Origin of the sequence: Vibrio sp. 1159 (assembly GCF_033340395.1) — a bacterium.
In the GTDB taxonomy this organism is placed as follows: Bacteria; Pseudomonadota; Gammaproteobacteria; order Enterobacterales; family Vibrionaceae; genus Vibrio; species Vibrio alginolyticus.
Map to the genome: position 1 here is coordinate 58816 of NZ_JAWOWL010000013.1, position 20138 is coordinate 78953.

The 20138-nt window shown below is 51.2% G+C and carries 29 protein-coding genes; all 29 read left to right on the forward strand.

What is annotated here, in order from left to right; all coding sequences use genetic code 11:
• The first annotated feature begins 34 nt into the window (after positions 1–34).
• The 29 genes from R7127_RS12220 (at position 35) to R7127_RS12360 (ending at position 20073) form a co-directional block, all read left to right on the forward strand.
• Positions 35–1831, forward strand: coding sequence for a VWA domain-containing protein (locus R7127_RS12220; protein WP_000039318.1), 1797 nt, complete (start codon positions 35–37; stop codon positions 1829–1831).
• Positions 1832–1892: 61 nt separating this feature from the next.
• Entirely contained in the window at positions 1893–2228 is a 336-nt protein-coding gene (locus R7127_RS12225) for a hypothetical protein (RefSeq protein WP_001071288.1), read from the forward strand.
• A 264-nt stretch (positions 2229–2492) separates the two neighbouring features.
• Positions 2493–3032 carry a hypothetical protein gene (locus R7127_RS12230; protein ID WP_000018872.1) on the forward strand — a complete coding sequence of 180 codons (540 nt, stop codon included), beginning with the start codon at positions 2493–2495 and terminating at the stop codon, positions 3030–3032.
• Positions 3033–3122: 90 nt separating this feature from the next.
• Positions 3123–3623 (forward strand): hypothetical protein, encoded by a 501-nt coding sequence (locus R7127_RS12235; protein ID WP_000793769.1) that lies wholly within the window; start codon positions 3123–3125, stop codon positions 3621–3623.
• Between the two features lie 73 nt (positions 3624–3696).
• On the forward strand, positions 3697–4581 hold the full coding sequence (locus R7127_RS12240) for a hypothetical protein (RefSeq protein ID WP_000477209.1): 885 nt from the start codon (positions 3697–3699) through the stop codon (positions 4579–4581).
• A gap of 65 nt (positions 4582–4646) precedes the next feature.
• The gene (yfaE, locus tag R7127_RS12245) at positions 4647–4871 is read left to right on the forward strand and encodes a class I ribonucleotide reductase maintenance protein YfaE (protein ID WP_001102700.1); all 225 of its coding nucleotides are present in this window, start codon (positions 4647–4649) and stop codon (positions 4869–4871) included.
• Between the two features lie 61 nt (positions 4872–4932).
• Positions 4933–5322, forward strand: coding sequence for a hypothetical protein (locus R7127_RS12250; protein WP_000026577.1), 390 nt, complete (start codon positions 4933–4935; stop codon positions 5320–5322).
• Positions 5312–5764, forward strand: coding sequence for a hypothetical protein (locus R7127_RS12255; RefSeq protein WP_001176699.1), 453 nt, complete (start codon positions 5312–5314; stop codon positions 5762–5764). Before R7127_RS12250 ends, R7127_RS12255 begins: the two co-directional genes overlap by 11 nt.
• A 4-nt stretch (positions 5765–5768) precedes the next feature.
• Complete coding sequence (locus tag R7127_RS12260; protein WP_000340223.1) at positions 5769–6044, forward strand: hypothetical protein; 276 nt, start codon at positions 5769–5771, stop codon at positions 6042–6044.
• Between the two features lie 57 nt (positions 6045–6101).
• Positions 6102–6293: a hypothetical protein gene (locus R7127_RS12265; RefSeq protein ID WP_000651508.1), complete on the forward strand. Its 192-nt coding sequence runs from the start codon at positions 6102–6104 to the stop codon at positions 6291–6293.
• A 68-nt stretch (positions 6294–6361) separates the two neighbouring features.
• On the forward strand, positions 6362–6715 hold the full coding sequence (locus R7127_RS12270; RefSeq protein ID WP_000994741.1) for a hypothetical protein: 354 nt from the start codon (positions 6362–6364) through the stop codon (positions 6713–6715).
• A 191-nt stretch (positions 6716–6906) separates the two neighbouring features.
• Positions 6907–7251: a hypothetical protein gene (locus R7127_RS12275; RefSeq protein WP_000209093.1), complete on the forward strand. Its 345-nt coding sequence runs from the start codon at positions 6907–6909 to the stop codon at positions 7249–7251.
• Positions 7252–7328: 77 nt separating this feature from the next.
• Entirely contained in the window at positions 7329–7631 is a 303-nt protein-coding gene (locus R7127_RS12280; RefSeq protein WP_000410925.1) for a hypothetical protein, read from the forward strand.
• Positions 7632–7708: 77 nt separating this feature from the next.
• The gene (locus R7127_RS12285) at positions 7709–9334 is read left to right on the forward strand and encodes a DNA cytosine methyltransferase (protein WP_000201432.1); all 1626 of its coding nucleotides are present in this window, start codon (positions 7709–7711) and stop codon (positions 9332–9334) included.
• A 60-nt stretch (positions 9335–9394) separates the two neighbouring features.
• Entirely contained in the window at positions 9395–9826 is a 432-nt protein-coding gene (locus R7127_RS12290) for a hypothetical protein (RefSeq protein WP_000687894.1), read from the forward strand.
• A gap of 73 nt (positions 9827–9899) precedes the next feature.
• The gene (locus tag R7127_RS12295; protein ID WP_001093868.1) at positions 9900–10454 is read left to right on the forward strand and encodes a hypothetical protein; all 555 of its coding nucleotides are present in this window, start codon (positions 9900–9902) and stop codon (positions 10452–10454) included.
• Between the two features lie 232 nt (positions 10455–10686).
• Positions 10687–11073: a hypothetical protein gene (locus R7127_RS12300; protein WP_000042274.1), complete on the forward strand. Its 387-nt coding sequence runs from the start codon at positions 10687–10689 to the stop codon at positions 11071–11073.
• Positions 11074–11160: 87 nt separating this feature from the next.
• Complete coding sequence (locus R7127_RS12305) at positions 11161–13614, forward strand: phosphoadenosine phosphosulfate reductase (protein WP_001187970.1); 2454 nt, start codon at positions 11161–11163, stop codon at positions 13612–13614.
• A gap of 201 nt (positions 13615–13815) precedes the next feature.
• A complete protein-coding gene (locus R7127_RS12310) occupies positions 13816–14019 on the forward strand; it encodes a hypothetical protein (RefSeq protein ID WP_000050848.1) in 204 nt (67 codons plus the stop codon).
• A 71-nt stretch (positions 14020–14090) separates the two neighbouring features.
• Complete coding sequence (gene yfbR / locus R7127_RS12315) at positions 14091–14696, forward strand: 5'-deoxynucleotidase (protein ID WP_000071870.1); 606 nt, start codon at positions 14091–14093, stop codon at positions 14694–14696.
• Positions 14689–14958, forward strand: a complete 270-nt coding sequence (locus R7127_RS12320; protein WP_000184110.1) for a hypothetical protein — start codon at positions 14689–14691, stop codon at positions 14956–14958. Before yfbR ends, R7127_RS12320 begins: the two co-directional genes overlap by 8 nt.
• Positions 14939–15190 (forward strand): hypothetical protein, encoded by a 252-nt coding sequence (locus tag R7127_RS12325; RefSeq protein ID WP_012728221.1) that lies wholly within the window; start codon positions 14939–14941, stop codon positions 15188–15190. Before R7127_RS12320 ends, R7127_RS12325 begins: the two co-directional genes overlap by 20 nt.
• A 73-nt stretch (positions 15191–15263) precedes the next feature.
• A complete protein-coding gene (locus R7127_RS12330) occupies positions 15264–15821 on the forward strand; it encodes a pyruvate dehydrogenase (RefSeq protein WP_000064431.1) in 558 nt (185 codons plus the stop codon).
• A gap of 74 nt (positions 15822–15895) precedes the next feature.
• Positions 15896–16747: a hypothetical protein gene (locus R7127_RS12335; protein WP_000595210.1), complete on the forward strand. Its 852-nt coding sequence runs from the start codon at positions 15896–15898 to the stop codon at positions 16745–16747.
• 204 nt (positions 16748–16951) lie between these two features.
• Positions 16952–17098 carry a hypothetical protein gene (locus R7127_RS12340; RefSeq protein ID WP_001032042.1) on the forward strand — a complete coding sequence of 49 codons (147 nt, stop codon included), beginning with the start codon at positions 16952–16954 and terminating at the stop codon, positions 17096–17098.
• 106 nt (positions 17099–17204) lie between these two features.
• A complete protein-coding gene (locus R7127_RS12345; RefSeq protein WP_001077335.1) occupies positions 17205–17591 on the forward strand; it encodes a hypothetical protein in 387 nt (128 codons plus the stop codon).
• Between the two features lie 177 nt (positions 17592–17768).
• The gene (locus R7127_RS12350) at positions 17769–19496 is read left to right on the forward strand and encodes a toprim domain-containing protein (RefSeq protein ID WP_000122923.1); all 1728 of its coding nucleotides are present in this window, start codon (positions 17769–17771) and stop codon (positions 19494–19496) included.
• A complete protein-coding gene (locus R7127_RS12355; RefSeq protein ID WP_015058952.1) occupies positions 19438–19761 on the forward strand; it encodes a hypothetical protein in 324 nt (107 codons plus the stop codon). Before R7127_RS12350 ends, R7127_RS12355 begins: the two co-directional genes overlap by 59 nt.
• A gap of 72 nt (positions 19762–19833) precedes the next feature.
• Positions 19834–20073 carry a permease gene (locus tag R7127_RS12360; protein WP_000714162.1) on the forward strand — a complete coding sequence of 80 codons (240 nt, stop codon included), beginning with the start codon at positions 19834–19836 and terminating at the stop codon, positions 20071–20073.
• Positions 20074–20138: the final 65 nt, after the last annotated feature.

Sequence of the window (20138 nt, forward strand, 5' to 3'; positions counted from 1 at the left end):
GTGGACTATCTCCTTCCCTACCAGGAGAAAAGATATGTCCAAAAAACGCACCATTTACAGCGCTCTACCAATCGTGGCCGCAGCCTATGGTGAAAAACTCGGTGTCAAAGTCGCCATCGGTAACGATGACGCATACACCGATGGTAAGACCATCGTGGTTCCGAATATCCCCGACGACTATCCTCACATGGATGCTGTCTGGGGGTATTTGGCCCATGAAGCAGCCCATGTCCGGTTTACGGACTTTGGTGTTGAGCGCCGCAGAGGTCTTCATGCTGAGTTGTCCAACGTTTTGGAGGACTGCCGCATAGAACGGGCCATGATGGAACTCTTCCCCGGTACGTCGCAGACCCTGAATGAGGTTGCTCGCTATATGGCTCAAGCTGGTCATTACGAGCACGTCACAGACAAAGAGGCCCCTGCCTCCATTCTGACAGGGTTTTGTTTGTACTGGTTGCAAACCAAGGCTGTAGGGCAATCCGTCCTTCAACCCTATCTCGATTCGGCTACCCCCGTATTCGAGCGCGTGTTCCCTCAGGGTGTTGTTGTTCGGCTGAACGCTTTACTGCGTAAGGCTGTGAACACTAAGTCAACCGCAGAGGTGACATCCTTGGCCGACCAAATCATCAAGATGATCGAGGAGGAAAAGGAGAAAGAAGAGCAAAAGCCCCTGAATGGTCAGGATGGTAACAACCAGCAGAATGCTGGTGGCAACCAACCTCAGAACAGTCAGGGCGGAAGTGGTAACGATCAAAACCAAGGGCCTGATGCCAATGGTGGTGATCAGCAAGGTAAAGACCAGAAGCAAGACGATGCTAACGGGAAATCTGATCCGAAAGGACAGGGCGACCAAGGCAAGTCGGATACTGATGGTGGCAGCAAGGCAGGACAAAGCCAGGCTGGTGGCAATTCTGACGCGGCGAAACAAGACGCGGCCAAAATGCTCCAGCAGGTTCTGAATGCCGGTGCCGGTGATTTGCGTGGTGACGCGCATGATGCACTTAAAGCCGAGCTCAACCGGGTGGCTCAAGATAAGGGGGACAGTAGCTATATGACTGTTCGCTCTGCTGTGAACACCCAGGACAACCCTGCTGTTGGCAAAAGCCTGGTAGGGGATGTGAAGAGCACCACTTCAAAGATAAGAACGCAGCTCTACGGATTGGTCCAGGCCAGCCAGCGAGTTGCTCACCGTAACCAACGATCAGGGAAGCGTGTGGATGCTCGGAAACTACATCGTGTAGTGACGGGTGATACCCGCGTATTCCTCAAGCCGGAAGCCAAGAAACGCCCTAATACGGCGGTTCACATCCTGGTTGATATGAGCTCCTCGATGGCCTACAAGGCCGCCAATGGAAAGGAGCGTCAAGACATTGCGCGGGAAGCGTCCTTGGCTATTTCGATGGCTCTGGAAGCAATACCCGGCGTAAACCCGGCAGTCACCTTTTTTGGTGGCAACCGGAACCAGCCAGTGTTCAGTGTCGTGAAGCATGGAGATACGGTTCAGAATCGGGCCGGTCGGTTTGGGTTCAAAGCAACTGGCGGTACGCCTATGGCGGAAGCTATGTGGTATGCAGCTTTTGAACTCACCAAGACCCGTGAAGAGCGAAAAATGTTGATCGTAGTGACTGACGGGCAGCCTCAAAGCGCCCCGGCATGTCGCTCAGTGATTGACCTCTGTGAACGAAGCGATGTTGAGGTGATCGGCATAGGGGTAGAGACTACCGCAGTGTCAGGACTGTTCCAAAAGAACATTGTCATTGATGATGCGGCAGCTCTGCAACGCACACTGTTTAAGTTGATGGAGCGGTCATTGACTGCTTTTGCAGCTTAACAGGAAGTGAAACGACAAACGGCTATCCCTTCGGGGGTGGCCGTTTTTATTTGGAGAGTCTATGAACCAATTCCATTCATCTTTGGATTTGTATCATCGGAACAAAGGTAGAAGGGCTACAGTGCCGGAGACGCCTTTTTTACTGCTTGCTAAGCGCATTCCTCCGATGTACTGGAGACTGTTCCAGGGTGTTACTTTGGATAGTCGTATGGGATACACAGGCAGGCGGCAGTTCCACAGTCTTGGGCAAGCAATCGACTGGGCAAAGTCATCAGTTGGCGATTCCTGGTCAAATAAGCGCTTTCACAAGCCGGTAGGCCTCGATGTATTGCTGGCCTGTACTGCGAGTAAGGTGCCTGAACATCTGGTCGAAGAACTGAAAAGACGGGGCAGTTGATGCGTCTTTGAGCTTTGCACCCGAAAAGGGCAGTTTGAGCGTTCCTGTTCACACAGCTCTCGTGGAACAATCAAAGTGAGGAGGGAATACCCTCCCACTTTCTCAGAGGCCTTCATTGAGGGTTGCTGAGAAAGTGAATTTTGTCCTCTCTGAGGGCGAAACGTGCGATAGCTGGTCGCCAAAAACAAACAGCATTCAACCTCAGCCTAAGGGCGCACTGCGCCTGACAGGCTCTGTGTGCCCAAGTTACTTTAAGGAGCACACATGTCTCATCTGAACAATCTCAAATCCGTAATGATCTCTCTCGCCGCCGAACATAAGCTGCCTGAAATCTACCAGGATGACATCACTACCGATGTGGAGTCTCTGGATCGATTCGATGGTTTACGTCTGGTCTGGCTGTTGCGGTCTTGCGGCAGCGTATTGGTGCCAGCGGAAGTTGGCGTTAATCCGATCTATATCACCCATTGGTTGTGGTCTAACCACGGTCAACAGGTGGTTCCATTCTCTGTGGATACCCGCACGGGGTTGATTGAAAAAATCGACTTCGAGCAAGCTGAAAAGCTGATCATGCAGATGCCTTGCAACCTCTCTTCATTGCAGAACAAGGAATACTTGGTTGACCAGGTAAACCGAGTGTTGCAACGAGGTTGTGAAATGCGTATCTGGGGTATCTTCGAGTCTCCAAGCTCGGTGGAATCCGTTGGTGGTTGGAAAGAGTGGCAGAGCTATTTCAGCTCTACTGGGAATCGACTGATGGCCGATTTCGTTGGTAAAGCCATTCGATTCACCAACCCTCGATAAATCGCCGTTCAACCATTAACCCTAATTAACCCTATGGGGCTCCGATAGCCCTGAGGGGACGGGGCTCCGCAATCGCAATAAGGAGTCCCTATGAAAAACCTATCAGCTTTGGAAGCAGTTCTTGACTACGACAAACCTTCTCGACGTTTTCTTGATGAGCTCAACGAAAACCAGATGAAGGATTTGTCCGGGGAAATCTTCGCCAAGCTCTACTGGAGCAAGCGTAATCCCCAGTGGTACGAGAAAGACACCAATCGGCTGTTTGCACGACTTCGTTGGGTTCAGCGCATCATCAAGAAGCGCTTGAAAACCGGCAAGGTTAAACCTGAACTGACAGAAAATGGTTCAGTGATGGAGCGCTTCAACTTCCCTTATGGTGACACTCTCGATTTCTTCCATCGGTACTTGCGACATCCCAAATGGGAGGTTGTGTATCAAGAATCGGGGTGCAGTGCCTTTTGGAAAAATGAAGCAACGCTTGAGCTATGCACCTACTGCGAAGGTGATGTGGTCATGATGAAGGCTCCTGATGAAGCAACCTTCTTTCGTGATTGCAATCGCCTTAGCTGGTGGTATGCAGATAACGCTTGATCTTAATCCCTAACCAGGGGCGAACCGGCCCCTGATGGGAGCATGGTGCGCCCCATCTATGATGGAGGACGCCATGTTCAAATCATCAGTATGCTCCTACGAAAACAGGGGGCCTTACGGAAACAACAAGTACCGAGGCAACTGCTCGGGCTTTATCGTTAAAGACTTCATTGAGTCTTACATGAGAAAGCCGAACGGGCTGGTGGCAGACCCAAGTGTTGGGGGTGGCTCTAGCATCGACGTTGCCAATGAACTTGGTGTCCGTTTCAAAGGGACAGACTTGCATCAGGGGTTCAACCTGTTGCGGGATGACTTCCTTTCGTTCCTCGGAGAGCCTGCACACCTGATCTGGTGGCACCCTCCTTACTGGGACATGATCCAGTATTCAGGTAAGCAGTGGGGCGAGCCCAACAAATGGGATATGAGCCGCATGAATTTGCCTGAGTTCGTTGAAGCCCTTGAGCTGGCCGTTATGAATATTCATGACGCCTGTGAGCGAGGAGGGCATTACGGAATCCTCATGGGAAACCTGAGGCGCGATGGGGATTATTTCAACCTGTCCAGCCTTGTGGAACGTATCGCACCTGGGAAGCTGGTGGATGAGATCATCAAAACACAGCACAACTGTGTGAGTGACCGAACTCAGTATTCCGGGAAGCTGGTGCGTATCGCCCATGAAAAGCTGTTGGTGTTTCGTCGTAACGACGTTGCCTCATCGCTCTGTCTTCTTGCTGCCGTACACCGTCGAGCAACCAATATGGTTTCGACTACGTGGAAAGCTGCAATACGCCGAACCCTACAGGGGAAAACGTTGAAGCTGGAGCAGATTTACAAAGAGATTGAACCCTACGCAAAGCATCGAGAGAACAACCACTGGCAAGCAAAGGTCAGGCAAGTTCTTCAAGATGCCAGGTTCTTTATTCGCATCGAGGTAGGTGTCTATGCACTTGCTGAGTAGCCCAACCGGGGCGTGACATCCCGGAGGGGATTGGTCGCGCTCATCAACAACAAAGGAGCGTGACCATGAACGTACAACTTCAAGCCAGCAACAATGTGCTGTTGGCGCAAATCGAAAGCAAAGGCCTCACTGTTGAAACGCATTGTCGCAGTGGCTTTTGTGGCATGTGCCGGGTTCGTCTACTCGAAGGTCAAGTGGCCTATGACGAGACGCCCATCGCATTTGTCAAAGAAGGGGAAGTGTTGGTTTGCTGCGCTAAAGCAAAAACCGATGTGACCTTGGAAATTTAACCCATCCGGAGGAGCCTTTCCTGCGGGTGGGGCTCCTCTATCCATTACGAGGAGAAACACTATGTCTATCAATACCAAAGTTGAACAAATCGCATACGGTCATGCTACCGCTCTAGTGCTCAGTGAACTGGGCCAACAAGAGAATTGGTGCAAGGCTTATGAGTATTTGTCTGAGTGTGTCGAACGGGGAGACGAGCCTGAGGATCTGGTCGTTTGGCAACCGTTTGAGCACTGGGAATGGAAAGACATTCTGGAGCAAATCGAGAGCGAAGCCGAGTCTCTGCTTTCGACTATTAAGTCCGTTTTAGGCTTGGCCCACAAAGGCATCATTCAGTCAGCAATTGACTGCTCTCTGGATTCGGACATGACCCAGCTTGACCTGATTGGAATGGTCGAGCTCGGAAGTGAAATCGAAGATGGGGAGTGTGCTGGAGGTGGCTATGCAGCTTAACCGATACACGGCCAGGGAGTCTGACAAAAGTCGGATACTTCGGACCATCGGCTGGTGCAAGCGCAATCACCTTACACTTGCCGGTCTTCCATACGAGGACAATCTTGCAGGAAGTGACGGGATCAGCATAGAGATCATCACTCCTCCTGGTATGTCGCGGGAAATGTTGGAGCAAGCCGTCAGAGAGGGGTATTCAGAGCGAGATGTCGTAAGGCATCGCATTCTGGAGTGCCCTGTCGGTTGGTTCATGGAAGCTGATGGCAAGGCATTTGATCATGAAGTGTTCCACGATTACGTGGTGGCTCATGGTTATGGCGAACCTTCCAGCGAAGCCTATGAGCTGGCGGAGCGGTGGTTCTGGCAGGGCAACGATTATGCGTTGATAGCTGCGGAAATAGTTGCTCGTGATCTTTGTGTTCGTGATGACGAAGATGAGGACTGATCCTATGGATGCTGTAGCGCATATAGCAGCAGATAACCTTGTACCGGCATGTGGAGGTGCAGAGAAGCCGTTTACCGTTAGTGGTAGACAGTGGCTTTACTGCTATCACCCAGCCAGTGGGAGGCACTGCTACTTAGACCTCGATAATGACCGTCCAGTCTGGCATCGAGGATTTCATCCTGCTTTTCATCCTGAGCTTGAGTTCGCTGATGAAGCTGAGTTGCTTCGACCAGTTGAGCGAAAGCCTGACCATGAAGAGCTGGAGGATTTTTACTTTTAACCCACGGGGCCGCTCTTCCTGATGGGAGACGGTCCTCCATTCTCAAAGGAGAAGACCATGAAAGATCACAGTCAAACGATTGTGTTCCCTGGGAACAATGTTGAATCACTTGCTGAGGCTAACGCCATGTTGAGCGCTGTGTCGGAAGATGCACGTAAAGCCAGCAATACGGAAGACAAACGTGACCTTGAATCGCTTCAAGGCTGGCTGGAAGAGAACATCAATTCTCAACTGGCAGGCGTGAAGTAACTATGACTGTAACCCCACTGGGGGCTTCATGCCCCTGTGGGGGCATGGTGCCCGTAAAAGGAGTCACCATGAATGCAGTGAAGATGATCCAGAAGGAAAACCAGCTTGAGCTGCCGCTTTTCTTCCTGGATGAAGAGCCGAAGACCGCAGAAGTCATTCCATTTGAGCCAAAGCCTGAATGGACTGATGATGAGGTAAGGCAGTTACGTGATGGGCTTTTATGGCATAGCCTTAGAGTCCTTGCTGATGGTCGAGCTGGAAGTGAAATCAAGCAGGAAACGATGGCTTGGGTGATGTCCGATGAGGTACATCCATTCTCATTTGTGGTCTGCTGCGATGAAGCAGGTTACGATCCATCTGGAGTAAGGGAAGGCGTGAAGTCTATCCTAAACCGCTTAGCGCGGGTTAAAGCGGGGGGTTAACCCCCTGCTTTCCCAGTGGCATCGACTTTCACATGTGAAAGTTTGTGCCCCTCGGAAAGCAAGATTTTGCTCTCTGTCGAGAGTGAATAGTGAGGTAGCTGGCCTCCCCAAACAAACAGCATTCTACATAACCCTTGGGGGATCACTGCCCCTCGGGCTGGTGGTTCCCTGACAAACATGGAGCCACAACTATGACTACTCTTGCCAGCTTTGCGAATCCGATTTCTGTTATTCAACGCTCACCAACCAGTGGGGTGTTTGGCACAAATCAGTTCGTAGGAGACAAAGAGGGATTTGTACAAAAGGTGCTCGGAAAGTGGTACTGCAATCCAGGGAATACCATTCCCGTTGAGAGCATGTCCCACCTTGAGCAGGCGGAGAAACTGTATGACTTCTATGTCAAGTATCTCCAAGTGAAAGAAAAGATCTCTGTGAACCTTGGCCGGGTGCTGCATAAGCTGTACAGCACTGGTTCTATCAAGGAAGCAGAGATCGTGCTTGAAGCAATAAAGGCTCAGGCTGGCGTAACAGCTTGAGCAATCTACTAACCCTAAACCGGGTGCATCCGCCCGGTTCGGGACGTGGTGCGCCCCCAAACTATTTGGAGTGCATCATGGAAAAACATAACCTCAAATCCGGATTCAGCATCTATTTCGCTGACGTCCATTTCGAGAAACAAGTCTACGCATTCGGCTCAGGACTTGGCTTCACCTCTGTGATTTACGCCTACTCGCTGGGCCGAGATCCGGAAGAAGCTGAGAAGCTGGCGCTTGAAAAGTACGACTCTGACGAAACGAAGGTGAAGAAGGTGCATGTCAATCTGGCTCGCAGCCAGGACATCAACCGCTACACCTTCCCTGAACAAATGGCTGGCTTTGCTAATGCCATTCAGTCTCACGGCATCGCTGTGAACTGAGAACCACTTTAAACCCATCGGGGCCATTACTTCCCGATTGGGACGGTAGTGGCCTCTCAACCGAAAGGAGAGAGCTCATGGCTACTATCGTAAACACCAAGTTAGGAGAACATCGAGGCAAGAAGCGCGTCTGGCTGGAAGGCCAAAAGCTACTGCGTGAAGGTTACTATCCTGGCATGAAGTATGATCTGGAGCTGAAAGATTCCCAGGTTGTGCTTCGCGTCAAAGAGGAGGGTAAGTTCACCATCAGTAAGCGCGAGCGCAATGGCCGGGTGTCTCCAATCATCGATCTGACCGTGCAGGAGCTTGCTACCGTTTTTGACGGTGTAGAGATGCTCCGCGTGTTCATCCGTAACGGCGCAATTGTGATCTCTGCTCACCATCAACAAGAGCGAGTGATCGAGCGCGTCAACCGGCTTATCAGTAAGCTGGAGAATGGAGAATCGCTTTCGGTATGCAGCCTCTTTCATGGGGGTGGTGTGCTTGATAAAGCGATTCACGCCGGTTTTCACAAGGCGGGAATTGCCAGTGCCATATCTGTGGCCGTGGAGATGGAAGGGAAATATCTCGATTCGTCTTTGGCAAATAACCCGGAGCTTTGGAACGAAGATTCTATTGTTATCGAATCGCCAATCCAGGCTGTGAATCTCAGCAAACGCCCACCACAGGTGGATGTTTTGATGGGGGGCATACCGTGTACCGGCGCGTCAAAGTCAGGTCGCAGTAAGAACAAGTTGGAGTTTGCCGAATCGCATGAGGCGGCAGGTGCCATGTTCTTCAACTTCCTGCAATTCGTAGAAGCGCTAAACCCAGCCGTTGTGCTGATTGAGAACGTGCCTGAGTACCAGAACACCGCTTCGATGGAAGTGATTCGTTCGGTGCTCTCTTCGTTGGGTTACTCCCTACAAGAGCGCATTCTCGACGGCAATGAGTTTGGGGTTATTGAGCGCCGCAAGCGTCTTTGTGTTGTTGCGCTTTCCCACGGGATCGACGGGTTTGAACTTGAGAAGGTTCAGCCTGTTCGCACCAAGGAAAGTCGCATACAGGACATCCTGGAGCCAGTTCCGCTCGATTCTGAACGTTGGAAGTCATTTGACTATCTGGCTGAGAAGGAGTTGAGAGACAAAGCTGCTGGCAAGGGGTTCTCTCGCCAGCTTCTGACTGGCGACGATGAGTTTTGCGGCACCATAGGTAAGGACTATGCAAAATGCAGAAGTACCGAACCTTTCATTGTTCATCCAGAACAGCCGGAGTTGTCTCGCATCTTTACACCGACAGAACATTGTCGAGTGAAAGGGATACCAGAGGAACTCATCCAAGGTCTGTCGGACACTATTGCCCACCAGATTCTCGGGCAATCGGTAGTCTTTCCCGCGTTCGAGGCTTTAGCCCTCGCATTAGGGAACAGCCTGTGGAGCTGGGTTGGAATGATGCCAATCATGGTCGAAGTCGTGGATGAATCACAGCCGGTGATCGGTGGTGAAGACTTCCATTGGGCAACGGCATTGGTTGACGCAAAGGGCACTCTCAAGCTGTCACCGGCAGCGAAAAAACAGGGGATGCCCTTCAACATTATGGATGGTCAATTGGCTGTCTATTCACCTAACGGAACTAAAAAGAGCTGCGGCCATGAGCCTTGCGAATATCTCCCGGTAATGATGTCCGGAGACGCAATCATGGTCACTTCATCTTTGGTTCATTAGTAACTCACCGGGGCAATGCCGAAAGGCCTTTGCTCCGGCCTATCCGAAAGGAGAGTAATCATGAAAATCGAAACTGTTGTGCCTTTACCTCCCGAGGATTCAGGCCTTCAACACTGCATTGCCAGGTTCCATAACCGCAACATGGATTCCAAGCGAAAAGACAAGACCCGTTTTTTCAGGAGGGAGCCGGTTATGATCGTAAACCCAGAGACCAAAGCAAAGGTTCTCCGGTATGCGATGGGCAACCCTGGGAATTTATCCATCACAAAGCTGGCGGTCGCGCTGGATTACGATGCGGTAGATGCTCTGGGTGTTCGTTTTAAAGACACTGTAAATCTTGAGGTTCGCAGAGCCAGGCGCTGGGAAGTCTGGCAGTGGTTCTGGAACCATCCGGATCAAAGTGTCCAACTGTCAATCAAATTGGGCGTGGTTGGCGCTGTGTTGGGAGTCATGGGCTTCCTGACTGGCGTAGCTCCGTACCTCTTGGGATAAACCAATAAAGCCGTTAACGGGCAATGTAAGTCCGGAGACGGCTTGCATTGCTCTCTCGAAAGTGGAGAGTCAAATGAACACATTAGAACAACTTGTAAATCAGAGAGTGCTTGAGGAAGGTCTGAAAAAGGCGAAGCCATTGGCCGCGCAAATGGGGCTTGAATCTGTACCTGATGAGATGCTTGAAATGATCTGCCCAAACTTGAACTACTCTGGGCAGTTTACGCCAGCTCTGTACGCGAGATTTCAAAGCGTAAAGCGATTACTGAAAGAGTTGTCGGAACAAACCTCACCTAAGCACGGGCATATTGTGAAGTTTACCAACCAATATGGGAGCTACGATGAGTCAGCTTTGCTGTTCAAAGAAGGCGACGTCAGAAACCAGAACTTGGTTGCTTGTGTGGGCGGGAAGACGCTAAATCTCGGAGAGCTAGAGCTTCGAGATTATGGGCTCAATATGCACATCGGTTGCGGTGGACCATTTGAGCCGATCTCAGAAGCGCAGATTCAGTCCTTGTCTGAGTTTGACTTCTATGAGACGACCTACAGATTCTGGGGCCAGAATCCATGTGGAAACGGGATGATAGACATCACCGTCCCTATGAAACGTTGGTTCTTGACTGTGTAGCTTCAACCTGAGTGCGCCGAGAAATCGGCGTACCGGCCCCTTAAAAAGGGTAATCAGCGCAGGGGGAAACCCCGCGCTTTCCCAAGCATCTCGGTTTCCCAGGGTGCTTCGGAAAGTGCCTTAGGCGCTCAAGTGCGGTAGCTGGCTGCCAAAAACAAACAGCAAATTATCAACCCTGACGGGAGCACCTCCTGTTAGGGGGGCTCCGTCATAAACTGAACGGAGATATAGCATGTCTAAAAACGTCAACGATGTTTTTTCAAACCGAACTTCTTTGGAATGTACTGTAAATGCAGCGCTGGATCGTCGTATCGGTCTGCGTGTCGGGTTCCCTCATTACAGAGAAGGAGCAAACGGTGTGGTTTGTGAGATCGAAGCAGAGTACCCATTGCTCAACACTCATTCGAGTGTTGCATGGCCCCTGCTCGATGAACTCAACAGTTACACCATCCAAAAAAACCAATCGCTCATTGATCACATTGATAATGCGGTCGCTGAACTGTTGAAACACAAGGCTCGTCTACAGCTTGATATTCAAAAGCTGCAAGACGGTGACATTGATCTGGTGAAACAGGCCAAGCAGCAATACGAAGACAACCAGATGTCGAGTAGCAGCTAGTTCAGGTCTGATAGCCAGGATTCAATTTTAACCCTACCGGGGTGCTTTCCCGGAAGGGATGGGCACCCTGCTAATCCAGGAGGCCCTATGCAACAAACATTAAACTTTGATCTATCAGAACAACCCATCCCAGTGCTTTTGCGTGGGGATAAGTGGGATTCTGTTTGGTCAGAACTGACTGATAACGAGGATTTGAACTTCGTTGATGCCAGTAGAGGAACCAGTCTGTCATCGTTGATCACGTCATCGGTTGAGTCCATTCACACGGCCTTAATTGATGGGTGGACCATGATGATCGGCTATTCCAGTGGTAAAGATTCTGAAACGGTCTTGCACCTGTTCCTGATGGCCCTGATCCGGGCTGTAAGGAGTGGGGCGACCATCAGCCAGCACCACTTCATCTTGCACACTGACACACTGATCGAAAGCCCAGAGGTAAGGTGGCTGGCGGATCAGAAACTGGCCGAGCTGGAGCGTTTCATTGCGAAGGAAAACCTTCCTCTGACCATCGTTCTAGCAAAGCCTGGGATCTCGCAGAGTTGGACGGGCCGAATCCTTACTGGGAGGGGGTTGCCTACGTTTTCCAACTCCACGGCCCGCCAGTGTAGCCAGGATTTAAAAATCACCTCTGCCAAAAGAGCGAAGGCAGCTTATATGCGAGAGCTTCCCAAAGAGGTTCGACAGAAAGTCTGCCTTTTGCTGGGCAGTCGTGATGCTGAAAGCACTATTCGTGCGGCCAACATTGCAAAACAGCGAGGAAGCTCAGATCGCGTCATTAAGACGAAAGATGGGGGTGAGCTGTATGTGGTGAAAAACTGGTTGGCGAGTGATGTCTGGGAGTTCTTACTATCCGCTGGCATGGGCTCAGCATATCCTCTGCCAAGTTACTTGGAGAGCAATGTCACTACGGCAGAGCTTTACAAGGCGGCAACAGGGGAGTGCGTGTGGTCGGCAACAGAGAAGAAGGCCAGTGACGCCTGTGGCGCTCGCTTCGGTTGCTGGGCTTGCCAGGCTGTTGGGTTGGATAAGTCAATGGAGACGTTGCTTGCCACGGACCCTGAAAGGCATGGCTATATGTCGGGGCTGAACCGCATCCAGCGCTACTTGGCAAAACGCCGGTACGCATGGGAAGACCGCCATCCCGTAGGTCGAACGATTTACGAGGGCGGATACATCAAAATACAGCCGGACGTTTACAGTCCTGTTTTCCTAGAACGATTGCTTCATGTCTGTTGCAGCATGGACTACATGGAGCAAAAGAGAGCTGATGAGCTGGCATACAAGCTGGCTACTGGTCAAGCAGAGGATAACGACTGGAACCGTCGAATGGCAGAGCCACAATTCCGGATCATATCGGAAGAGGCTTTAGTCCATATCGACTTCATGTGGGCCTTCCATCATTTCAATGATAAGCCTTTCCATGCCCTGGAGATTTACCACAGGGTTTGGTCGATGGGTGATCTGGACTTGCTGGAAGACGAGCCGCAGTGTGAAACCGTTCCTCAGTCACCAATTCCGAAGCCATTGTGGTTGAAGGTTGGTCGCTGGGGCGATGGTTCGCTTTCTGATGGCTTGGCCGATCCGTTAGCGGAAATGGCTTACTTTGACGGCGGGGATGACCCGTTGGCAGCGCAAGTGATCAATACCGCAGACGGAAAGAGAAGGGTGGTTTGCTTCGCAGAAGATGATGAAGTGAAAGTCGATCCCGACTCCGCTGCGTTCATCATCTGGAACGAATACCCGCGACTAAGGGAGTCTGTACTAAAGGGACATTATACGCCCGGTAGTGCAGCGCAGTTCTACCTTCGGTTCGGAGCAATCCAGCTTGCGAAAGGAAAAGGCGCTTTGTATCACCGTATGATGCAAAGAGGTCAAACCTACCACCAGATGGGCCTTACAGGGCTACAGACGATGGAAGGAATCCAACAGCGCAAGGATGTCAAAGTGCTTAGCGATGCTAAGTACAAAGATCTGGTGAAGCGAAAAATCAAGGGAAGACTGGCAACGGTACGCTGGTGGGTCAACTTGCACTTAACGTTCAAGTACCATCTGCACCACCGTACTCCGACGGGGTTGTTCATCGAGAAGCAACTTGACCAGGAAGCAATGGAAGAACAGAAACGGCATCAGGAGCGATGGTTTAACTACGTGACTGACGCGATGCTTTGTTACTCCAGCGCATTCTGTATGAGCGTCATGGAAGGGCGAGAGGGGAGCGGAAACGCCAACATTCGTCGTTACATGGCCGCGACCAGAAGGAAGGCTTATACGGCCCTCTGCGAGCTCTTGGACAATACTGACGCCCAGTGGGTGAATGATGTGGTCCAGAGTGCCGTAGGGCAGTATGAGGCGATACAGGCAGCCCTAACCGAAGGTTCCGCGCTTGCTATCTATCTCGACTGGATCAACCTACTGTCAAAACGCCATCCAGCCTCTTTGGAGCGACATGTCAGAACGATGATCAAGGCGGTTCAACGCTTACATCGCCGCGACGACACAGAGTTGCAAAGAGGACAGCAAGGCTTGTCCTTGGCCGCATAAAAAGCCCTCCTTCGGGAGGGCTTTTTCTTTTGCACCCCAAAAGGGCAATTACAGCGTTTTACCCTTTTAGGTGGCTGTCATACTCTTTGTTCATTGTCAGCGCTTGCTGGCTATAACGGTAGCTGGCCCAAAACAGCAATAACCTAACCCCTCGGGAGGAAACCCCTCCTGGGTTCTCTCCCACAAACAAAGGAGAGAAGCATGAGCCTAGACAAGTTAAGTCGGCTGGTGGACCAACAACGAAAGACCCAGGATGAAATCGACAATGAAATCATTCTGGCCGTCAAAGAGGTGTTGGCTACAAACTCAGTCGGTTTAGCCCGTGAGCTTGTTGGGGGTGTCCCGCAAGATCATCCATTCCATCCGTTTTTACTCGCTATAGCTAAGCAGCTTGACCCGAGATAACTAAGTAACCCAACCGGGTACACCAAGGCCCGGTCGGCTTTGGTGTACCTCCAACCAATTTTGGAGGCACTATGTCTAATTCAAATTTCGGCTTTCTAGCTCTGGCCTTGCGCCAACGCCTGATCAAACGCTGGTCACTGATGCACTCTGTTCAACCGGAGTCTGTGTTGGAACACAGCGCTGTTGTTACCCTGCTTTCCTACCTGGCTGGCAATATTGCCATTCAGCAAGGGAAGTCGGTGGATCTGGCAGTCATGCTTGCTCATGCTTCGTTGCATGATGCAGCCGAGGTTCTCTGTTCGGATGTTGTAACACCGGTCAAGAAAGCAAACGCTGTTTTGCAGCGTGAGTTTGAACGACTGGAAAAGGCCGCAGAGGACAAACTCATCCAGACTCTTCCCGAAGAACTCCAGGATGCAGTCGCCATAGCCTTCGCTCCCGGTGGCTATGAACAATCACTGGTTAAGGCCTGTGATACCTACTCCGCTTACATCAAGTGCAAACTTGAGGTGGCCGCAGGTAATGGCCTTGAGTTCCAGGATGCTCTCAGCAAAATGGAACGTGTTGTTGCTCAGGTGAAATCGGACTTCCCGGAAATCGACGCTCTGGACAAATGGTTTGGTAACGGACTCGGCCATTCAGTAGATAAACTGCTGGCAGGGGGTAACGATGACTAATCCAATCCCTGGCGACATCAAGATTAAGGACTTTGGCCGCGACCGGAAATTCCGTTCGGTTGATGAGCTTCAAAGCACTTTGTCAGAACAGTACAAAGGTCAGCATGTCAGCATCGTTTACCCTGCAAAGCCCAGCGGTTTACTCCGCACGGTTTTTGTCAGTGTCGATGATGCTGGTGGCGTGAATCGAACCTATGGGGACCAGTCTCCTGTCGATTTTTCTGCCATCAAAGATGACCTGTATGTACCAAGTGACCTGTAGGAGAGCACTAGCTATGGTGGTGATCATCGTAAACACAGGACACTATGAGTTTATCGGCCTTGGTGAGACCCACGGACAAGCCACAGAAGGGCTTTTGAAACGCTGGGACGAACACTGCGAACGTAATCCGGATGCTGAGTCTGGTTACATGCAGGAGCTGATAGAAGAAGGAAGCGCACAAGTTGTCGAGATGGAGCCCGGCTCCGCCGTAATTTACGGACTTGACGGCTAAGCCTTCTCAACTAACCCACTCGGGCGCATCATCCCGAGAGGGTGTGGTGCGTCCTAACCAAAAGGAATGCACTATGTCTAACTTTGAACAAGCTCTGGAGCGTACTGACGGTAAAACACTGATTCTCAGCAATGGGAGTAAGTGGGCAGGCCAAGACCCGGACAGCATTCAGACTTTACTGGATGTCCTGGGTGACAACGTTCTTGACCCGATGTTTGAGCAGTATCACTGTTATCGCCCATACCCGTTTGAACCAATGGTGAGGACGGGGCGAAATGGCGAAATGTTCCAGCCTTGGCTTGGGGCAGCCTGCTTCTTTGGGAACTTCCTGACCGTCTCTCATGTTTTCAACATCATCACGAAAGATGACGGTGTTGTTGAGGCCTTAACAGAGGCGATCCGGAAGAATATGGCGACTGAACAGTACCAGCAGAATGCCTATGAGCGTTATGCCGGTTGGTTCTACGCTGAAACCAGCGAAGGGTTAAGGCTAGTCTCTCCAAGTGAGGCTGCCGACATCCGAGCTGGCGCAGTTTCAAAGCTGCGTTACCCAAGAAACTTCGAGGTTATGAAAACTGCGGTTCTCAAAGGTCCTCGATTTGATACTGAATTAAACCGCAAGGCTTCTTAACCCAAACATTAACCCCACGGGGGACATCGGTCCCTGAGGGGATGGTGTCTCCCTCTGAAATTAAGGAGATACCAATGATTAAACAGCATTTTCAAAACGAACTGGTTAAGTGTGGATACCCGGATGATCTGACGATTGAGTACAGTCTCGGATACTGCCAGGGGGATGGCGTAGCCTTCTACGGGGATTTGAGCGTTGATGACGTCAAAGCTCTCATGAATCGCCTATTCAGCACTGAGCCCGGCCAAGTGGATGCTGTCAGCCGCGTGAAGAACCTGATGGCACAGAAAGACATTGAGAATATGCTTTCTGTCCTCCGCGAATATGGTTCCTGTGACCTGTCCATTACTCGGAATAGTCACGGGCATCACTACAGCCATTGGAACTGCATGAACATCGACGACAACGTGGACTTCACAGGGATCTTCCCTGATGATGATTCCATGATTGGCACCGGCATTGAAGGGATTAACCAGGATATGGTCGAGCGCTGGCAAGACCTCTGGGAACGCTTTGTGCTGGAGCTGGCGGATGATGTAAAAAGTCTTTCCAAGAAGCTCGAAGCGGACGGGTACTCGCTGATCGAGGCCTCTCCATGCGAAGATGAAGTGGTTTGGGAACGGGCCACTGAAAACTACCTGGTGCGTGTTACTGAACTCCCTGAGCGGGATTTCGATATGGGCCACTGGGATGACGAAGTAAGAGACCAAACAATTTGTTCTATCCTGGAAGGGAAAGAGCGAGTGCTTGGCCTACGTGTTGAGGTACTCTCTCGTGAAAACGAGATTGTCCTGGGTGAAGAGAGTCTGCACGGCTTGACCGTTGCCAGTGATGACAAGAGCTACGCTGGCTACAGACGAGAACTTCTCCGGGGCGCTATCCAGCAAACCAGGGACTTTTTCTCTCGCCACCTCAAAGCGGCATAACAAGGCAGGGGGAAACCCCTGCTTTACTTCCCAAGTCTTCTTACTCATGGTTAAGCCATCAGTAAGCAGATTTTGTCCTCCCTGAGGGCGAAAGCGTGCGATAGCTGGTCGCCAAAAACAAACAGCAAATTAACGTTAATTTATTAATCCCTGCGGGAGTCTATCTCCTGCTGGAGATACCTCCCGTTATTTCTGGAGGTATCCATGAACAAATTCCAAGACTTTAAGTTGGTTTATCGTCAAGGTGGTCGTCGCTTAGAGCGTGTCTTTAAGGACACTCTTTACGCGAATGTGAAGCGTGTCGCTGACTCGTTTCCTCCGACCGTTCTTTGGCGCATTCAGCCAGCGTAAAACTCGGAACCTTAAAGCTCGGCTTTGGCCGTGACCTTTCAATAACCCATGCGGGTACACTTCCCCGCACGGGGTAGGTGTACCCATTAACTTTGGAGTACACCTTATGAACCAAGTAGCTAAATTGGACCTCGCCCAAATCCGTCAACAAGCCATCAATGATGGTCTGCTGGTGGACCAATCTTCCATCGGTAAACAAGCTGGTTTCCTGACCAATGTGGCAGTGACCCCGGCAATTGTCGATGGAGTATTTGGTGCAGATGGTAAGCACTCGGTAGAAGACTTCCTTTTCATGTTTTTGCAGCTTTGTGTTGCTCAAACAAAGGTCGCTTTTACCGACAACAAGAATTGGGGAAAGATTCGTCTTTATTACCCCATGCCCACTGTAGATGGCTTTTTCAAACCCACTGAGGTTGTGATTAAGTCAGATCCTGTAACCGCAGATGTCACAATCATGATGGCCTCGGAAGATGGCACTCATTTGTGCTTGTGATATTCACAAAATTCGCCTCCGTTTCGGGGGCGACCTTTTTAAACCCCTCGCCGGGGAGTTCTCCCCGGCTGGGGAGCCTCCTTGGCACATTCTCCCGGTGTCGGGGTTTCCTTAAAACCCTGGCGACGGGGGTTTAAGGAAGCCTCGATGCTGGGGTTCACGCTAAGGAGAAAACCTATGTCTTACTACAAAGCTGACACCGTTCGTGAAGCTGCAAACGGAAACTGGCTATTCATCCTGGCGGCCCTAGCGCCCCATCTTGAACCAGCTCTCCGTAAACCTGGTCGTCATGTTTCTTGTCCTATCCACGGCGGGAAAGATGGCTTCCGACTGTTCAAGGATGCCCACCTGACTGGTGGCGGCGTATGCAATACATGCGGTGCCAATCATGATGGTTTTGAGCTGCTGATGTGGCTCAATAACTGGGACTTTAAACAGTGCCTGAGCGAGGTTGGTGATTATCTGGGCGTTGAGAAAGAGCAACCCCAGTATCAACAAGCCGCTGCACCGACACGAGCTCCTGTCCAGGCCAAAGCGCCTGTTCAGCAAGAGCCTATGAAGGTGAATAACAAGGTTCTCGATTCCAAGAATCGTAAAAAATCCATTGCCGGTACTCTGATTGCCCACGGTAAAGCTCCTTATGAGCATAACGAAGACAACGAGCTCAGCTACTTTGCCTTCATCCGTGACAAGAGCGGTTTGGAACGCACCATCTGGGGCGTGGATCTTGAAAGAGCCATTGGTGAAAGTGAAGCCAAGTATGGGGATGAGATCGTCATGACAAACCTCGGGCGCGAGCCTGTAACTGTCGTCGTTGAAGTTAAGGACGAGCAGGGGAATGTTGTGAGAGAACAACCTATGCAAACGCATCGCAACACCTGGCTGGTGGAACGTCGCGGCGCTACGGTAACGCAGTTCCGCGCTCGCTCGAACGGTGGTGTTGAGCCGGTGAGTCACCATGTTGAGTCGGCCCCTGTGGTCAACCGCACGGTAGAAGCTCCGGCACCGCAAGTACAACATGCGGCCACACAACCGGAAGAGCAAAGCAGCGAAAACAAGCCGAAAGTTGTTCCGATGTTTCGTGAACAACCTAAGCCTTGGCTGCTTGAGCTCCAAGAAGAAATGGAGAAGAGAATGGAGCGCGAACGCGCTTACAGTGCTCGTCTCCGTGAGAAAATCGAGAAGGTATGGAACGAGTGTTTGCCGTTCTCCAGTCATGTGACTGAGCCAATGCGTCTGTACTTCAAAAACCGCGAGCTTCTGTTCAAGGTTGATGAAGTAGAAAAAACAGACTGTCTGCGGTTCAATCCGGCTATGGCCTACTACGACGAAGATGGCAATGAAGTTGGGAAATTCCCGGCTATCGTCTGCGCTATCCGAGATGTGGAAGGCAACCTGGTAACGCTCCACCGCACCTATCTCACCCAAAACGGTAAAAAAGCCAAGGTCGGCAACGCCAAGAAGATGATGCCCATTCCTGACGGTTTGGATGTCAATGGCGCGGCCATCCGCCTCGGTGAACCGACTGAGGGTATCCTGGGTGTTGCAGAAGGGCTGGAAACAGCCCTGTCAGCTTATCGAGTCACTCAAATCCCGGTTTGGTCAACGGTCAATGCGACCCTGATGGAGTCCTTCGAGGTTCCAGAAGGTGTTCACACCGTACTGATCTGGGCTGACAAAGATAAGTCTGTGACTGGTGAGAAGTCAGCGAACGTGCTGAAAGCCAAGCTGGAGAAGCGCGGCATTCGTGTGTACGTCCTGCTGCCTAAACTCCCGATCCCGCCCAGAGCGAAAGGGATTGACTGGAACGATGTCCTGATGAGTCAGGGAAGCCTCGGTTTCCCGAATGCTCGCTACCTGCGCGATTTCATTGCGAGAAGGAGAGCTGAGTATGGCCGTCATTGATGTCTCGAAGGTTGATACAACGCCTGGTAACGACGCGGTGTGCCCCTTTTCTCCCCCTGAGGGGTGGGAGGGGGACTCTGCGGCCTACGTTGAGCTTATGCGGTCTCGGTATCGTCATCTGATGCACGGCCAGAGAATGATGGTGACAGCCTCCTTCGCAAGAAGGGAGCCTATCCAAGTTACTGGCCCGTTTGCTGATGAAGCGACGAAGATCATTAACTCAATGAAGATGAACAAGGCGAAGCCAACAGCTTTGTCTGCCTAAAACTTTAACCCTGAGGGGGTGTTCATGCCCTCTCGGGCATGATTCGCCTCCTCTTCAACTATGGAGGTAATCATGAAAAAGTTTTTGCGTATTAAGACGTGGTTTGTGCGTCTTTTCTCTCCTGACAAGAAGACTCTGGGAGCTATCGGTGAAGACCTGCGTAAGGTCGCCGTAACAGCCATCGGTGTCGGTATTGTAGGATTGGCTGTATCTGGGGACACTATAACCGTCAAAGAAGCCGGTTTGGTGTTGGTCATTGGGGTTATCCTGTGGATCTATGGTATAATCTTAACCAAGGTCAGCAATTCCTAAGGGGGTCAAATGGACGCTTTCACATTAGGCATGTTGGGGTTGCTCATTTTTTTCACTGTCGTCAC

Bases quoted from the DNA above. Each gene is read 5' to 3' on its own strand.
- R7127_RS12220 (WP_000039318.1), top strand. From the start codon at position 35: ATGTCCAAAAAACGCACCATTTACAGCGCTCTACCAATCGTGGCCGCA.
- R7127_RS12225 (WP_001071288.1), top strand. From the start codon at position 1,893: ATGAACCAATTCCATTCATCTTTGGATTTGTATCATCGGAACAAAGGT.
- R7127_RS12230 (WP_000018872.1), top strand. From the start codon at position 2,493: ATGTCTCATCTGAACAATCTCAAATCCGTAATGATCTCTCTCGCCGCC.
- R7127_RS12235 (WP_000793769.1), top strand. From the start codon at position 3,123: ATGAAAAACCTATCAGCTTTGGAAGCAGTTCTTGACTACGACAAACCT.
- R7127_RS12240 (WP_000477209.1), top strand. From the start codon at position 3,697: ATGTTCAAATCATCAGTATGCTCCTACGAAAACAGGGGGCCTTACGGA.
- yfaE (WP_001102700.1), top strand. From the start codon at position 4,647: ATGAACGTACAACTTCAAGCCAGCAACAATGTGCTGTTGGCGCAAATC.
- R7127_RS12250 (WP_000026577.1), top strand. From the start codon at position 4,933: ATGTCTATCAATACCAAAGTTGAACAAATCGCATACGGTCATGCTACC.
- R7127_RS12255 (WP_001176699.1), top strand. From the start codon at position 5,312: ATGCAGCTTAACCGATACACGGCCAGGGAGTCTGACAAAAGTCGGATA.
- R7127_RS12260 (WP_000340223.1), top strand. From the start codon at position 5,769: ATGGATGCTGTAGCGCATATAGCAGCAGATAACCTTGTACCGGCATGT.
- R7127_RS12265 (WP_000651508.1), top strand. From the start codon at position 6,102: ATGAAAGATCACAGTCAAACGATTGTGTTCCCTGGGAACAATGTTGAA.
- R7127_RS12270 (WP_000994741.1), top strand. From the start codon at position 6,362: ATGAATGCAGTGAAGATGATCCAGAAGGAAAACCAGCTTGAGCTGCCG.
- R7127_RS12275 (WP_000209093.1), top strand. From the start codon at position 6,907: ATGACTACTCTTGCCAGCTTTGCGAATCCGATTTCTGTTATTCAACGC.
- R7127_RS12280 (WP_000410925.1), top strand. From the start codon at position 7,329: ATGGAAAAACATAACCTCAAATCCGGATTCAGCATCTATTTCGCTGAC.
- R7127_RS12285 (WP_000201432.1), top strand. From the start codon at position 7,709: ATGGCTACTATCGTAAACACCAAGTTAGGAGAACATCGAGGCAAGAAG.
- R7127_RS12290 (WP_000687894.1), top strand. From the start codon at position 9,395: ATGAAAATCGAAACTGTTGTGCCTTTACCTCCCGAGGATTCAGGCCTT.
- R7127_RS12295 (WP_001093868.1), top strand. From the start codon at position 9,900: ATGAACACATTAGAACAACTTGTAAATCAGAGAGTGCTTGAGGAAGGT.
- R7127_RS12300 (WP_000042274.1), top strand. From the start codon at position 10,687: ATGTCTAAAAACGTCAACGATGTTTTTTCAAACCGAACTTCTTTGGAA.
- R7127_RS12305 (WP_001187970.1), top strand. From the start codon at position 11,161: ATGCAACAAACATTAAACTTTGATCTATCAGAACAACCCATCCCAGTG.
- R7127_RS12310 (WP_000050848.1), top strand. From the start codon at position 13,816: ATGAGCCTAGACAAGTTAAGTCGGCTGGTGGACCAACAACGAAAGACC.
- yfbR (WP_000071870.1), top strand. From the start codon at position 14,091: ATGTCTAATTCAAATTTCGGCTTTCTAGCTCTGGCCTTGCGCCAACGC.
- R7127_RS12320 (WP_000184110.1), top strand. From the start codon at position 14,689: ATGACTAATCCAATCCCTGGCGACATCAAGATTAAGGACTTTGGCCGC.
- R7127_RS12325 (WP_012728221.1), top strand. From the start codon at position 14,939: ATGTACCAAGTGACCTGTAGGAGAGCACTAGCTATGGTGGTGATCATC.
- R7127_RS12330 (WP_000064431.1), top strand. From the start codon at position 15,264: ATGTCTAACTTTGAACAAGCTCTGGAGCGTACTGACGGTAAAACACTG.
- R7127_RS12335 (WP_000595210.1), top strand. From the start codon at position 15,896: ATGATTAAACAGCATTTTCAAAACGAACTGGTTAAGTGTGGATACCCG.
- R7127_RS12340 (WP_001032042.1), top strand. From the start codon at position 16,952: ATGAACAAATTCCAAGACTTTAAGTTGGTTTATCGTCAAGGTGGTCGT.
- R7127_RS12345 (WP_001077335.1), top strand. From the start codon at position 17,205: ATGAACCAAGTAGCTAAATTGGACCTCGCCCAAATCCGTCAACAAGCC.
- R7127_RS12350 (WP_000122923.1), top strand. From the start codon at position 17,769: ATGTCTTACTACAAAGCTGACACCGTTCGTGAAGCTGCAAACGGAAAC.
- R7127_RS12355 (WP_015058952.1), top strand. From the start codon at position 19,438: ATGCTCGCTACCTGCGCGATTTCATTGCGAGAAGGAGAGCTGAGTATG.
- R7127_RS12360 (WP_000714162.1), top strand. From the start codon at position 19,834: ATGAAAAAGTTTTTGCGTATTAAGACGTGGTTTGTGCGTCTTTTCTCT.